Consider the following 14,662-nt stretch of genomic DNA (forward strand, 5'->3'; position numbering starts at 1 on the left):
CCCCGGGCCCGTGGTGTCGCGTTACCTGCCGACCTTGACCGTGCGCTCCACGTTCGCCGCTTCGACCAACTCATTGCCGAGGTACGCCGCCGCCACGGTCAACTGACCGCCCTTGGGGATTCTGGGCCACTCGAACTCCGCCCGACCGTCGCTGACCGTGTCGACGAGCGTCGCTCCCCCATCGATCCTCACCCTGACCTCACCGGTCACCGGTACGCCGCCGGCGGCCGACAACTGGACCGAGATCAGCGCCCGGTTGCCGGACAGCTTCGTCGCGCTGACCTCCATGACCGGCACCACCTTCGCCACAACCACTTCCACCGTGGACGACGAGGGCTGGTGCGCAGCGTCCCCGCCGTACCGCAGGGTCAGGTCATGGGAACCCGGCAGGAGCGCCTTGGCGGGTAGCACCAATGTCCCCTTCCCGTTGGCGATGGTGGCCGTCGCGAGAACGGTTGCCCCGTGCAACAAGTCGACCTTCCCGGTTGCCTCCGCCGGAGAGACCGCCACCGACACAGTGCCAGTCGCCCCGTAGGTAAACGGCAGCGCAACACCGGCCACGGCTGTGGTCGCCGGCCCGCCCTTCACCGTGATGGTCACCTTCGTGGCGGCCGAGACGTCCTTCCCGTCGTTGGCCCGATAGGTGAAGACGTCCTTGCCGACGAAGCCGGCGTCGGGCGTATAGGTGAACGACCCGTTGGCAGCCAGCGCCACCGTGCCATTGATGGGTTGGGTCACCCCGGTGGTCGTGAGGACGTCACCGTCGCCGTCCATGTCGTTCGCCAGGACGCCGGGCGCCGGCAGTACGAGGGGCTCGCCCTCGATGGCGTCGTAAGCATCCTCGCCGGCGATCGGCGCGATGTTGTCCGGCGGCTCCTCACCCGGCTCCACAGTGATGGTCACCGTCGTCTTCGCCGAGGAAACGGTTCCGTCGAAGGCCGTGTAGGTGAAGGTGTCCGTCCCCGAGAACCCAGCCTTGGGCGAGTAGGTGAAGGACCCATTGGCCGCCAGTACGACGGTTCCGTTGGCCGGCTGAGTCACACCGCCCGCGGTCAGCGGGTCGCCATCGGCGTCGGTGTCATTGGCAAGCACACCAGGTGCCGCAACAGTGAGCGGCTTGTCCTCCACCGTGCCATAGGCGTCAGCCGCACCGACCGGAGCGACGTTCGCCGCCGGACCCGCATGGAGTTCGGCGACCTGCTCGGCCGTGAGCTCGTAGCCGTACAGCCGGAAGTCGTCGACCAGACCGTCGAACCTCGGGTCCGGCCAGCTGGTCCCCCCGATGAGGTTGGTCGTGGTGTTGCCCCCGACGCCGACGTCACCGATGCCGACCGTGAAGTCGGTGCGGGTGGCCTGCAACTGCCCGTTGAAGTAGATCTTCCCGGTCGAGCCACTCATCGTGAACACGACGTGTGTCCACGCGTTGAGTGCCAGGTCGTTGCCCGCACCGAGCGTCAGACGTTCCTGGGTCGGGTTGCCGGGCGCCTTGAACGTCGCGGCGAACCCAGTGGCCCCGGCAGCCTGCGTGGACGACTGCAGCAAGAAGAACGTGTCCGTACTACTGCCGATCTGGACCAGCGGCACCCAGTTCGGCAGCGCGTCCGGACGCGCCCACAACGACACGGTGAACTCCTCGTCCATGCCTGCCTCGATGTTGTCCGGGAGCCGGACCTGGTTGCCCGTGCTCGCGGCTCCACCCGGCAGCGAGACCGCGTTGCCGAATCGGCCGGCAGCCCAGCCCGTCGCACCCTGCAGGGACGCAGCGCCGATCGAGGTGTCGTTGCCCGAGTTGGCGGCAGTGGTGCCCTGTCCTTCGTCGAAGGTGTAGTGGACCGGGACACCCACGCCCGGCGGTGGTCGCTCAACCGTGTGAGTCACCTTGCCCGACGAGTCTCGCCACCCTTCGGCCGCAAGGAATCGGACCTCGACCTCGTGCGCTCCCGGCGACAACGTGAGTGCGGGGAACGACACTGCTCCCTCGACCACGTCCACCGTCGAGCCGACGCTGGAACCGTCGACCCACAGCTGTGCAGTCCCCTTGGCCTTCGCCGCAGCCTCGTCGGCGATGACCGCCGAGACCGTCACCGGCTGGGCGAACGGCGAGGGCGAGACCGGCTCGACCTTGACCGTCGTGGTCGTGCGCAAGGCCGAACCAGCGGCGTACATCGCAGCCACGTCTGCCGCGGTCAGCGTGGACGTGTAGAGCCGGACGTCGTCCATCAGACCGTCGTACGCCGGGTCCGGGAACCCGTTGCGGCCCAGCCAGTTGTTGGCGGTCGGACCGATGTCGGTCATGTCGATCGTCAGGTCGTTCCGGGTCGCGATCGCCACACCGTTGAGGTAGAGCGTGCCGACCTGGCCCTGCCGAGTGAAGGCCACGTGGTTCCACTGGTTGACGGCCACATCCTTGACCGGACTGGCGTAGACCCGCTCCTGCAGGGCATTGCCCTTCGCCTTGAAGGTCGCCGCGAGCCCGGTGTTCCCGGCCGCCTGGGTCTGCATCTGGATCTGGAAGAAGCTTCCGGCGTCGCCGAGTCCGTCGCCGAGATGGACCAGACCGATCCAGTTGCCCGCTGCATCCGGACGCACCCAAAATGCGGTAGTGAAGTCCGCCGCACCCTGGAGCAGGTTGTCCGGCAGGTCCACCGCATTGGCGTTGCTGCCACCCGGCAGGTTGATCGCCTTGCCGAAGACACCGCTGTCGGACCAGCCGGTGGTACCGGTCAAAGTCGCGGCACCGATCCCGGCGGCGTCGCCGGTGTTGGCCGCCGTCGTACCCTGCCCTTCCTCGAACTCATAGTGAATGGGGACGTCGGAGGCGCCCGGGTCCGTGCCGATGATCACGAGGTTGTCGATCATCAGGCCGGCGCCGGTTCCCGGCGCCCGCAGGCTGAGCGTCTGCGAACGGGCCGCCGCGGTGAAGGTACCTACATAGGTGCCGAAGGCCCCTGTTGACGGGAGGTCAGTCGTGGCCGTGAGCGTGGTGTTCAGGTCAGCGAGTGACAGTGCGGCCGTTGCCGTACCAGCCCCGGCAGCCGATCGGCTGTCCCGTGCGTAGCGCAGCGAAATCCGGTACTGCCGCCCCGGGTCGAGTCCCTTGAGGGTGCGTTCGAGACTCCCTGAACTGCCCAGGCCGAGGTGGTAGCCGGTGAGGCCCAGGCCACCCTGACCGGTAGCGGTACCGCGGACTAGCTGGACCTGGCTCTTGACGGTCCACGGAGTCATCCGAGCGTTGCCCGGGGCAACATCGACGACCGGGGCCGGGTTGGCGCCCCGCCAGTCGGTGGGCAGCCGCGGGTACTCGAACTGGTCGACGACCTGGGGGGTCCGCTGGTCCATCGTCACCTTGGGGTCGATGTCCACGATCTTCGCCACCGACGGGGTGCCGTCGGCGTCGAAGACGAACAGCATGTAGGCACCGGGAGGTGCGAACGTGCCGTCGACCGGCGAGGTGATGTTCACCGTTCCACCGGCCTGGCTGAACTGGAGATCCTGGAAGTTCTGGTCGTTGTTGAAGCCGTGCGTCACCGACCCGTTGCGGACCAGCGTGACCCGCGAGACCGGACCGGACGCGGTGATCTGGAAGTCGCCGTTGTAGCCGATCTTCTCGGGCGCGTTGCTGATCACCGGCCGGACCGCGGGCTGGTCGCCGTCGAAAAGGTACGACGGGGAGTAGTACTCCACGTCCGTGTAGTTCCGCGGTCCGGGAGCGCCGCCGCCGCCGATCATCACCCGACCGTCTGGCAGTAGCAGGGCGGTCGAGTGGTAGAGCCTGGCGTGCTCGTGCGGCACGGCGACCTCGGTCCACTTACCAGTCTCGGGGTCCCAGATCTCGGCGGTCGTGGCGTAGCCACCGTTGCCGTTGTTCTCCCGGCCGCCGCCGGTCACCAGGACGTCGCCGTCGGGGAGAACTGTCGAGGTCGCCCAGTGGCGCTGGTGCTTCATCGGCTCGGTGGCCGCGATGACCGGGCTGGCCGTGCCACCGGTGATGTCGACCGTGAAGCCGGCCCGAGCACCGTCGGGACCGCCACCGTTACCCCACCAGCCGCCTCCGACCTGGAGGATCTTGCCGGGGCGGTACATCGTGGCTGTGGACGTCGCGCCCACGGGGTTGCCGTTCGTGCCCTGGTTGGCGATACCGGCCGGCAGTGTGCCCCGCAGGGTCAGCCGTCCCTCACCGTTGTTGCCCTGCGGGTTGAGCTCGAACATCTGCGTTCCGCTGATGTTGAACAGGTTGCCGCTGCCCGGCGCGACGAACGCCCGCGGGTACCACCATCGGTTCTCGTCAGCGCCCGGGTGGTCGGCTCCGCCGTCGCCGTACGCCGCTGAACTCTTGGCGCCGTCGAGCGTCTTCCAGCCCGAGCCGTTGTCCGGGGTGTAGATCTCCGGGGTGAGCACACCGGGTCCGCCCGGTCCACCGCGCAGGCTGCCACCCTGAACGACGATGTCGCCGTTGGGCATCGTGGTCCCGGTCGGGTACCACCGGGGGAAGTTCATCGGCGCTTCGTTCTGCAGCCCGTTGTTGGTCGAGTAACTGGTGACGCCGACGGCGCCGTCATTCGGAGCATTGCCGCCCAGATTGTCGTCACCGCCGACCGTCATCGTGGAGTGGTTGTGCGGACTCTGCACCTGCATCGAGCAGAACAGGTCGGTATAGGTCGTGTTCGGCAGGATCCCGTTGCGGAGGTTTGTCAGGTTGCGCGGCTGCGCCGGGTCCCAGACGTCCACCTCCATCTGGCCGCCCTGCGTGATCGAGCTGTTGCCGGTCCAGTCGTACGGCGTGGTGTCGTTGCCCCATCCCCCGACGCTGCCGAAGGACTGCACCTTGCCGTCCGAGGTCAGCGCCACGTTGATCGGCATCAACGGCCATGGCGTGACACCGCTCCACGCACCGGCCTTGTCCTTCACCGGTGGCGAGCAGTCCGCGGCCAGCAGCGCGGCGGCGTACGCGATCCCGTTCTTCAGTTGGGCGCGGATCGGCGCCTCGGCGTACGCCGTGCCCTCGTGCCCCATGCCGGTGTACCAGGACCGCCCGGCGTCGATCTCCTGGCACCAGGTGATCGGGTGTGAGGAGCCCTGGCGACCCATCCCGTACGACGTTTCGTCGACCTCGAGCAGCGTCCGGACATGAGGCGCCGGGTTGACGACCCAGTCGTACCACTCGTCGCTGCGGGTGAAACTGGCCTGCAGACCCTGCACGAGCGGATGACCGGTGTCCTTCACGACCACTCGGCCCGGCCGGATGGCGGGGTTCTCGGGGTGGCCTTCGGAGACGGCGCCCACCAGGCGGGCGTAGAACGGGTTGACGTCGTGCTCACTCTCGCCGACCGACCAACCCGTGTAGTGCAAGCCCAGGTAACCGCCACCACCACGGATGTACCCCTCGAGCGCGGTGCGCTGTGCCGCGTTGAAGAGCACACCGCCCGTCTGCGCGAAGAGCACCGCATCCTTGGTGGCCAGGTTCTCGGTGGTGATGGCCGACGGGTCCTCGGTCTCCTGGATGTTCACCGGCTGGTTGTACTGCGTGCCGAGCTCGGTGGTCAGGTCACGGATGGCCTGCCGCGCCTGCACGTGCGAGGCGTGGAAGTTGGGCTTGTAGAACAACAACACGTTGAGCTGGCCATCAGCGGCGGCGGCCAAGGCGGCCGCGCCCGAGCGCGCGACAGCCTTGACCGGTACGGCGTCTGCTGAGATGGCCCCACCGAGACCGACTGCCAGCGCCACGAACACGGCGACGAAGCGGGCGAACCATCGGGGGAAGCGTGCGCTGAGCGGCACGGGAGCTGATCTGCTGGTCACTTTCATGGCGGCACCTTCGGTTCGGCTGGACGGCGGCGAAAGTAGGGCGGTACTGCGGTGGCGCTAGCGGAGTTCGGCGATGACGGTCTTGAGTTCGGTGTAGTCGTCCAGGCCGAACGAGCCGAGTTCACGGCCCCAGCCGGACTGCTTGAAGCCACCGCGTGGCAGGGTCACGTCATCGGCGTGCCAGGTGTTGAGCCAGACCGTGCCGGCCCGCAGCCGGCCGCCGACGCGGTGCGCGGTACCGAGGTCCTTGGACCAGACGCCCGCGGCCAGGCCGTAGACCGTGTTGTTGGCGGCGGCAACGACCTCGTCCTCGGTGTCGAACGGGACCGCCGTCACGACCGGACCGAAGATCTCGTCGGTCTGCACGGCCATCTGCTCGGTGACAGAGGTGATCAGCGTCGGCGCGACGAAGTAGCCGCGATCACCAACGGCGTCGGCGCTGCCCGCGGTGAGAACAGCACCCTCCTGGACTGCCCCGCGGATGTAGCCGAGAACCTTCTCGTGCTGTTCTTGGGAGACGAGCGGACCCATGTGCGAGGCCGGGTCGAAACCGTCGCCCACCTTGATGGCACGCGCGGCCGCGGCCACGCCCTCCACGACCTGGTCGAAGACGTCGCGCTGGACATAGAGGCGCGAGCCGTTGACGCAGCACTGGCCTTCGTTGAAGTAACCACCGAGCACCGCACCCGCGACCGCAGCGTCGAGGTCCGCGTCGTTGAAGATGATGTTGGGAGCCTTGCCACCGAGCTCGAGCGAGACCTTCTTGAGGTTGCCCGAGGCAGCGGCGGCGATCTTCTTGCCGACCTCGGTGCTACCGGTGAAGGCGACCTTGTCGACACCGTGGTGATCGACCAGCGCGGCGCCGGTGTCACCGAAGCCCGGTACGACGTTGACGACACCCGCCGGTACGCCGGCCTCGAGCAGAAGTTCACCAAGGCGAAGCGCGGTCAGCGGGGTCTGCTCGGCAGGCTTGAGAATGACCGTGTTGCCCGCCGTGATGGCCGGGACGATCTTGAAACAGGCCATCAGCAACGGGAAGTTCCACGGCACGATGCCCGCGACCACACCGATCGCCTCGCGCCGGGTGTAGGCGTGGAACTGACGGCCGGGCACGGACATCGGGATGGTCGTGCCCTCCAGCTTGGTCGCCCAGCCCGCGAAGTACCGGAACAGCTCGGCGGCGGTGGCGACGTCACCGTCGCGGGCGGCCTCGACGCGCTTGCCGTTGTCGAGGGCCTCCAGTTGCGCCAGCTCGTCGGCGTGCGCCTCGATCAGGTCACCGATCCGCCAGAGCAGATGGGAGCGGTCGCGCGGAGTCATCTTCGACCACGGCGAAGGCGACTCGAACGCAGTACGGGCCGCGACGACAGCGCGGTCGACATCGACTGCTGACGCGTGCGCGACCTGGACCAGTTCTTCCTCGGTGGAGGGGTTGACGGTGGCGAAAGTCCTGCCGTCCTTGGCGTCTACCCATTCACCGTCGATGAGCAACTGCTTGGGCGAGGACAGGAATGAGCGGACAGCGGGCAGCAGGGTGGAGTTCACGTCGGGCATGGTGGCCTTCCATTGGTTGGTTGGGCTGCGGGAAAGGTGGCGCGGCTATTTGATGATCAGGACCTTGGAGCGGTCGAGGGTGAGCGCGACGGCGGCGACGATGATCGCGCCGTACAGGATCTGTTCGTAGGCGGACGGGACGCCGACGATCGGCAGGCCGACCCGGAGCAGGGTCACGACCAGCGCACCGGCGAGGCTTCGCCAGACGCTGCCGTGTCCGCCGGTGATCGCGGTGCCGCCGACGACGATCGCCGCGACGGCCGGCAGCAGCAGGTTGTCGGCCATGGTGGGGCTGCCGCTGAACTGGCGCGAGACCAGCATCACCGCGGCGAGTCCGGCGCAGGCGCCGGAGACGCAGAACGCACCGATCTTGACCAGGTCGACCGGCGTGCCGGCCAGCCGGGCGGCCGATTCGGAGTAGCCGGTGGCGGAGATCCAGCTGTGCAGCGGGGTCACCTTCAGGACGACGGAGATCAGCACGACGACGATGACCGCGACGGTGAGCGACATCGGCACGTAGCCGCCGACGTACAGGTCCAGCCAGGCGATCGTCGAGTCGTCCACGACGCGTACGGTTCCGGCGTCGGAGATGACGAGGGCGACGGCGGAGAAGATGCTCATCCCGCCCAGCGTGACGATGAAGGACGGTATCCGGAGCAGGACATGAGCCACGCCCTGCAGCGCGCCGATCGCCGCCGCGACCACGATGACGGCAGGGGTGGCGAGAGCACCGAGTTCCGGCAGCCACAGAGCCAGGAAGACGGTCGAGACCGAGGCCAGGGCCGCGATGGACAGATCGATACCGCCGCAGAGGACGACGAGTGTCGCCCCCGCGGCGAGCACGATCAAAGGTGCGGCCGTCCGGGACGCCGCGGTCAGGCTGCGCTGGGTCAGGAACTCCGGGTCGGCGATGGCCAGGGCGGCCAGCAACACCGCCAGGGCGATGAGCGGCATGTACGAGGTGAGCCGCTGGGCCGGGCCAGGGCCACCCTTCACGGTGGCGGGCGCGGCGGCCGGCTTCGTGGTGACAGGGGTGCTCATACCATCTCTTTCACGAGGTCCAGGGGGCTCGGCTTGCCGCCGTTCGGGCAGGCGACCTCGGCCGCGACCCGTCCGTCGTTCATCACCAGAATCCGGTCGGCCATCCCGATGGCCTCCTCCAAACTGTCGGCCAGCAGCACGGTGGCAACGCCGCTCCCGGCGAGCTCGCGCATCAGCCGGTACACCTCGGAGCGGGCCCCGATGTCGAGGCCGCGGGTCGGATGGTCGAGCAGGAGCAGCTTGATCTCGCCGCCGATCAGCCAGCGGGCAAGGACCACCTTCTGCTGGTTGCCGCCGGAGAGTCGCTGGATGGCGGTGTCGCGGCCCGGCGTACGGATGGAGAGCCGGCTGATCCAGCTGTCCACCAGGGTGGCCTGCTTCTTGGGTGCCACGAGGGGTCCCGAGCACCGGGCTTTCTGCTTGGTCAGGGTCATGTTCTCGGCCACCGACATCGGGCCGACCATGCCCTCGGTCTTTCGCTCGGCGGGGACATAGCCGATGCCGGCGGCACACGCGGCTCGGGTGCCAGGCAGGTCGAGCTTCTTGCCGTCCATCAGGATCTCGCCGGCTGTGGTCGGCTCGGCGCCGAAGAGGGCGCGGCAGACATCCTCGCGGCCGGAGCCGTGGACGCCGACGATCGCCACGATCTCGCCCGCCGCGACATCGAGGTCGACATCGCGGAACGACTTGCCCGACAGGCCGCGGACAGACAATCGGGGCTGCTCGGCCTGGACCGGTGCGGCGACGTTCCCGTGGTAGTGGTCGTCGGATCCGGTGGACCCGATCATCATCCGGTGCAGCTCGCCCGGGACGGCACCGGCTGTGGCCACCTCACCGACCGACTGGCCGCCGCGCAGTACGGTGACGCGGTCACAGACGTCCAGTACTTCGTCGAGGCGGTGCGAGACGAAAACGACCGAGGCGAACTCGCGCAGCCGGCGAATCTGCTCGAAGAGCGTCTCGATCTCCTTCGACTCCAGCACCGAGGTCGGCTCGTCGAGGATGATGACCGGCGGATGCTGGCTCCGCTCCTCGATTCGCAGCACCTTCGCGATCTCGACCATCTGCCGGTCGGCGAAGCTGAGCGAGTCGGTGCGGGCCAGCGGATCGATACTCGAGCCGATCTTGTCCAGTTGCTCCTGGGCCAGGCGACGCATCGCGTTCCAGCGGTAGAGGCCCCGGCGTACGGCGATCCCTTCGCTGCCGAGCACGATGTTCTCGGCAGCGGTCAGGTTGGGCACCAGGGACTGTTCCTGGAAGACCATCCCGATGCCGTGGTTGGCGGCCTCGACGACGCTGCGCAGTTTGACCGGTTCGCCGCGGACGTAGATCTCCCCCGCGTCGGGGCGAACCAGACCGACCAGCGCTTTGAGCAGCGTGGACTTGCCCGCGCCGTTCTCGCCCGCGAGTCCGAGGACCTCGTGCTGGCGCACCACCAGGTCTACGCCGTCGAGGGCCTTGACGCCCGGATAGTGCTTGACGAGACCGCGGACCTCCAACGCCGGCGCGGACGTCGTCTGCTCCTGGTCGACGTGAACGCTCATTTGACCACCTGGTTCCTTCGACGCTGAGGGATGACTGCCGCGGCCACCGCGGCCACGACGATGAGGCCCTGGACACCGCCTTGCCAGTAAGGGCTGACGCCGATCTGGACGAGACCGTTCGTGAGCACCACGACGAGCAGGACTCCGACGGCGGAGTGCAGGACGCCACCCCGTCCCCCGGTGAGCAGCGTGCCGCCGACGACCGCTGCCGTGATGGCCGAGAAGTCGTACCCGTCACCGGCCTGGACGAGGCCCGCGCCGAGCTGGCTGGTCACCATCACGCCACCCAGCCCGTAGAACGCGCCGGCCAGCGTGAAGACCGCGATCTTGTACGGCTGGACCTTGACTCCCGACAGCGTGAGGACCTCCTCGGCGCCGCCGATCGCGAAGGCGTAGCGACCGAGCCGGGTGTAGCGCTGGATCAGCCATCCCACCACCAGGCAGGCCACGGCGATCCAGGTGAGCTGCGAGAACCCTAGGAACCGGTCGATCGCCCAGCCCTTGAGCATGGTGTCGGAGATGTTCGGCTGAACGCCGGCGAACATCAGCGTCGCGACCCCGAGCCCGACCGCCGACATCCCCAGCGTCGCCATGAACGACGGCACCTTCAGGAACACCAGGGCCAGCCCGCTCACACAGCCGAACCCGGCCCCCACCAGTACTGCGACGCCGACCGCGAGGATGCCCAGATCGTTGTCGTTGCGGTTGTTCGCCACCAGGAGCGAGACGGTCAGGGCCGAGGCCCCCATCACGCCGGCCGCCGAGAGGTCGATCGACCCCATCATCAGCACGAACGTGATGCCGCAGGTGACGACGGCGAGCACCGCCGCGGCGTCCAGGATGTTCTGGACGTTGTCGATGCTGCGGAACTGCGAGCTCAGGCCTGAGAACACCAGGAAGATGACGACCAGGGCGGCCGGCGGGCCGGCGTCCCGCAACGACATGCCTCGCCGAGGCTGAGGGCGAGACGCCGGCGCGACCCGCGTTGTCAGGGTCACGACAGGGAACCAGCCACGCGGTTGAAGACGTTGGCGCACTTGAAGTCGGCCGGGTCCGTCTTCGGCTGCAGGAAGTCGCCGACGTTGTCCTTGGTGATCAGGAACTGCTTGGCGAAGAAGGCGCGGTTCTCGGCGGCGATGTCGGCCACCTTCAGCTCACCGGTGGCGACGCAGTAGCCGATGGCCAGGCCGATCCCGCCCTGCCACGGGCCGTCGCTGGAGACGGTGGCGGTCATCGAACCGTTCTTGACCGCGGTGAGCGCGTCCGGCACTGCGTCGATACCGACCACCGCCACCTGGCCGGCCCGGCCGGCCTGCTGGAGCGCCTCCAGTGCGCCGAGCGCCATGTCGTCGTTGGCGGCCCAGATGCCCTTGATCTTGTCGCCGTGCTTGGTCAGCAGCGTCTTGGTCACCGCGAGCGCCTCGGCCCGGGAGAAGTTGGCGGCCTGCTGGTCGAGCAACTTCATCCCGGTGTTCTTCTTGAGCGACGTCTGGAGACCGGCGTACCGGTCCTTGGCAGCGGCCGTGTCGAGGACGCCCTGCAGCGCGATGATGCCGCCCGAGCCGCCGATCGCGGTGGCGAGCGCGTCACCGATCTGCTGTCCCGACTCGATGCCGTTGTAGGTGATGTGGCTGAGCCACTTGTCGTAGTCGGTGGGCTTGAGGTCGGCCGGCTTGTTCCACTGGGTGACCAGGTAGGCCCCGGCCTTGTCGGCGCCCTTGACGATCGGCGTGGTGTCGGAGTCGCCGTTGGGGAGCACGTTCAGGACCAGGCACTTGGTGTCGCCGGCCAGCACCTGGCTGATCTGCTCCTGCTGCTTGGTGGAGTCGCCGCCGTAGGTCAACCGCTCCTGGCTGAGACCGACCGACTTGGCGAAGGTGTCGCCACCGGCCAGCCAGGCGGCCTCGTAGGGGTTGGACTCGTTGCGGACCTGACCCACCAGCTTGACGTCGGATGGTTGGCACTTGCCCGCGTCCGCGGCGGTGTTGTTGCCGCCTGAGCCGGCCTCCTCGGTGCAGCCCGTGACCGTGACGGCCGCCAGCGACAGACAGATCAGGGCAGCGGCGGGACGAGAGGTGAACTTCATGGACGTTCCTCGATTTCTTCGTGCCGGGGCTCCGGCGGGATGGCACTGACTGGTGGAAGGCCGGCCTCAGCGGGCCATCCAGCCCCCGTCGACGACGAGGACGTGGCCGTTGACGTAGTCGGCGGCGGCGGAACTCAGGAAAACGACCGATCCGGCGATGTCGCCGGCGACGCCCCAGCGGCCGGCCGGGATGCGCTCGAGGATGGAACGGGAACGGTCCGGGTCCTCCCGCAGCGCCGTCGTGTTGTCGGTGGCGATGTAGCCCGGCGCGATGGCGTTGACCTGTACGCCGAGCGGGCCCCACTCGTTCGCCAGCGCCTTGGTGATCCCGGCGACGCCGTGCTTGCTGGCGGCGTACGACGCGACCCGGATCCCGCCCTGGAAGGACAGCAGGCTCGCGATGCTGACGATCTTGCCGTGCCCGCGCTCGGCCATCGGGCGCCCGAACTGCTGGCAGAGAAAGAACAGTCCGGTCAGATTGGTGTCGACCACGCGATGCCAGGACTCGTGGTTCACGGCCAGCGAGTCGACCCGGTCGATGATCCCGGCGTTGTTGACCAGGATGTCGACCTGGCGGTTGGCGGTCACCTCGGCTCCAACCCGCTCGACCGCGTCGTGGTCACTGACATCCAGGTCGACCACCTCGACGTCACGGCCGAGGTCGGCCACCTGGTCCCGGGTGGCCGACTGGCTTCCGGGCCGGCCCAGGAGGACCAGGTCGGCTCCGGCCTGGGCCAGTCCGAGAGCGACCGCTTGGCCGAGGCCACGACCGGCGCCGGTCACCACGGCGCAGCGGCCGTGCAGGTCGAAGGGCGAGCGAACGTCGGAGGCTGTCTGTGTGGTCACAGGTCCTCCAGCGCTACCGGGCTCAGATCGGCGTAGGTGTTGTTCTCGCCGGCCATCGCCCAGACGAAGGCGTACGAGCCGGTACTGGCGCCGGAGTGAATCGACCACGGTGGCGAGATGACGGCCTCCCGGTTCCGCATCACCAGGTGACGGGTCGCACCGGGCCGGCCCAAGAAGTGGAAGATCCGGTCGTTCTCGTCCAGATCGACGTACAGGTAGACCTCGGTACGCCGGTCGTGCAGGTGGGGCGGGAAGGTATTCCACACTGAGCCCTCGGCGATGACGGTCACGCCGAACTGGAGCACCGACGTCTTGAGCTCCTGACCCCACGCGTACCGGTAGAGGCTGCGCTCGTTGGCGCCTTGTGCCGAGCCCAGTGCGACCGGCTCGATCGCCGGGTGGCTGAGTGCGGTGGTGGGGTAGGTGGCGTGCGCCGGAGCGGAGACGAAGTAGAACGCGGCGTCGGCACCGGCGAAGACGACCTCACTACCGCGACCGACGAACAGTCCGTCCAAGTGCTCCAGTTCGAACTTCTCGTCGTCGACGAGCACGTGCCCGGACTGCCCGACGTTGACGATGCCGAGCTCGCGGCGTTCGAGGTGGGAGGTAGTGCCGAGTACGTCCCAGGCCGGCAGTTCGAGCTGACCGGTACCGGGAACCGCTCCGCCGACGACCAGCCGGTCGTCGTGCGTGTACACGCCGTGCACCTCGCCCGGGCGAAACAGGTTCTGCACGAGGAAGTTCTCCCGCAGGTCCGCGGTCGTCGCCGTTTCAACGTTGGACTGGGATGCGGAGTATCTGACTTCGATCAACGCGAGCTCCTCGCTATCTGAACCACGTTCTGCTACGTGAATTCGCTAGAACGTACCTGTGGCTCCGATCACAGGTCAAGAGCGCGAAGTTAGTCCATATATGTGGACGGTGGTGTAGAGTCGTACTGACGCGAGCACACCGCGCAACAATGATCGGGAGGTCTCGGTGGTCAGCGAGAACACGGGGAACGGCAGCTCCACCACCGGGCAGGTCAAGTCCGCCGCGAGGGTCCTCGACGTCCTCGAAGACATCGCCGCTCGGGGACCGGGCACGCAGTTGCAGCTGGCCAACCGCCTGGGCATCCCGAAGAGCAGCCTGCACGCGCTCCTGCGCACCATGTGCATCCGAGGCTGGCTGGACACCGACCAGACCGGCAGCGTCTACCGGCTGGGGATCCACACCCTGACGGTCAGCTCGGCGTATCTCGACGGGGACCCGGTCCTCGCCCAGGCGTCCGCCGTCATGGACGAGATCGCGGCGGCCACCGAAGAGACCGTGCACCTGGGGCGCCTGGAGGGTCCGGACGTCATCTACACCGCCAAGCGCGAGTCCAAGCACCCGCTGCGCATGCACTCGGCCGTCGGTCGCCGCCTGCCCGCCTACGCCACGTCCCTCGGCCGGGCGATGCTCGCGGAGCAGCCGGAAGATGTCCGCGACGCGCTCATTCCCGCCAAGATCGAGCCCCTGACCTCGCACGCCACCACGGACCGGGGCACTCTGCTCGCGATCATCGAGAAGGCCAAGCAGGTCGGCTACGCGGAAGAGAGCGAGGAATCCTGCCTGGGCGTCCGCTGCTTCGGCGTCGCCCTGCCCTTCTCCCGCGCCTCGGTCGACGCGCTCAGCGTCGCCGTCCCGATCAGCCGCCTCGACAAGGCACGGGAAGACTTCATCATCGAATCCCTACTGAGCGTCAAAGCCCGCCTGTCAGCCCTCCACGACAACAGCATGCTGCGCTGACACACCCACCAGCCGC

At 68.1% G+C, this 14,662-nt stretch carries 9 protein-coding genes; 1 reads left to right on the forward strand and 8 read right to left on the reverse strand.

Annotation, left to right across the window (positions count from 1 at the left end):
* Positions 1-21 precede the first annotated feature (21 nt).
* The 8 genes from ACQPYM_RS27115 to kduI all read right to left on the reverse strand — a co-directional run bounded on the left by ACQPYM_RS27115 (position 22) and on the right by kduI (position 13,688).
* A complete protein-coding gene (locus tag ACQPYM_RS27115; protein WP_433005618.1) occupies positions 22-5,805 on the reverse strand; it encodes a LamG-like jellyroll fold domain-containing protein in 5,784 nt (1,927 codons plus the stop codon).
* 57 nt (positions 5,806-5,862) lie between these two features.
* The gene (locus ACQPYM_RS27120) at positions 5,863-7,359 is read right to left on the reverse strand and encodes an aldehyde dehydrogenase family protein (protein WP_433005621.1); all 1,497 of its coding nucleotides are present in this window, start codon (positions 7,357-7,359) and stop codon (positions 5,863-5,865) included.
* Between the two features lie 45 nt (positions 7,360-7,404).
* Complete coding sequence (locus tag ACQPYM_RS27125) at positions 7,405-8,400, reverse strand: ABC transporter permease (protein ID WP_433005624.1); 996 nt, start codon at positions 8,398-8,400, stop codon at positions 7,405-7,407.
* Entirely contained in the window at positions 8,397-9,944 is a 1,548-nt protein-coding gene (locus ACQPYM_RS27130; RefSeq protein ID WP_433005627.1) for a sugar ABC transporter ATP-binding protein, read from the reverse strand. The genes ACQPYM_RS27125 and ACQPYM_RS27130 overlap by 4 nt, the downstream gene beginning before the upstream one ends.
* The gene (locus ACQPYM_RS27135; protein ID WP_433005630.1) at positions 9,941-10,888 is read right to left on the reverse strand and encodes an ABC transporter permease; all 948 of its coding nucleotides are present in this window, start codon (positions 10,886-10,888) and stop codon (positions 9,941-9,943) included. Before ACQPYM_RS27135 ends, ACQPYM_RS27130 begins: the two co-directional genes overlap by 4 nt.
* Positions 10,889-10,938: 50 nt before the next feature.
* On the reverse strand, positions 10,939-12,030 hold the full coding sequence (locus ACQPYM_RS27140; RefSeq protein ID WP_433005633.1) for a sugar ABC transporter substrate-binding protein: 1,092 nt from the start codon (positions 12,028-12,030) through the stop codon (positions 10,939-10,941).
* Positions 12,031-12,096: 66 nt separating this feature from the next.
* Complete coding sequence (locus ACQPYM_RS27145) at positions 12,097-12,876, reverse strand: SDR family oxidoreductase (RefSeq protein WP_433005636.1); 780 nt, start codon at positions 12,874-12,876, stop codon at positions 12,097-12,099.
* Positions 12,873-13,688, reverse strand: coding sequence for a 5-dehydro-4-deoxy-D-glucuronate isomerase (gene kduI / locus ACQPYM_RS27150; RefSeq protein ID WP_433005639.1), 816 nt, complete (start codon positions 13,686-13,688; stop codon positions 12,873-12,875). The genes ACQPYM_RS27145 and kduI overlap by 4 nt, the downstream gene beginning before the upstream one ends.
* Before the next feature lie 166 nt (positions 13,689-13,854).
* Here kduI and ACQPYM_RS27155 point away from each other — a divergent pair, with 166 nt between their 5' ends.
* Positions 13,855-14,646 (forward strand): IclR family transcriptional regulator, encoded by a 792-nt coding sequence (locus ACQPYM_RS27155; RefSeq protein ID WP_433005642.1) that lies wholly within the window; start codon positions 13,855-13,857, stop codon positions 14,644-14,646.
* The last annotated feature ends 16 nt before the right edge of the window (positions 14,647-14,662 follow it).

The organism is Kribbella sp. CA-294648 (genome assembly GCF_050943845.1).
In the GTDB taxonomy this organism is placed as follows: Bacteria; Actinomycetota; Actinomycetes; order Propionibacteriales; family Kribbellaceae; genus Kribbella.

What these genes read in the sequence shown, in the direction of transcription:
- ACQPYM_RS27115 (WP_433005618.1), bottom strand. Translation starts at nt 5,805, where the DNA reads ATGAAAGTGACCAGCAGATCAGCTCCCGTGCCGCTCAGCGCACGCTTC.
- ACQPYM_RS27120 (WP_433005621.1), bottom strand. Translation starts at nt 7,359, where the DNA reads ATGCCCGACGTGAACTCCACCCTGCTGCCCGCTGTCCGCTCATTCCTG.
- ACQPYM_RS27125 (WP_433005624.1), bottom strand. Translation starts at nt 8,400, where the DNA reads ATGAGCACCCCTGTCACCACGAAGCCGGCCGCCGCGCCCGCCACCGTG.
- ACQPYM_RS27130 (WP_433005627.1), bottom strand. Translation starts at nt 9,944, where the DNA reads ATGAGCGTTCACGTCGACCAGGAGCAGACGACGTCCGCGCCGGCGTTG.
- ACQPYM_RS27135 (WP_433005630.1), bottom strand. Translation starts at nt 10,888, where the DNA reads ATGTCGTTGCGGGACGCCGGCCCGCCGGCCGCCCTGGTCGTCATCTTC.
- ACQPYM_RS27140 (WP_433005633.1), bottom strand. Translation starts at nt 12,030, where the DNA reads ATGAAGTTCACCTCTCGTCCCGCCGCTGCCCTGATCTGTCTGTCGCTG.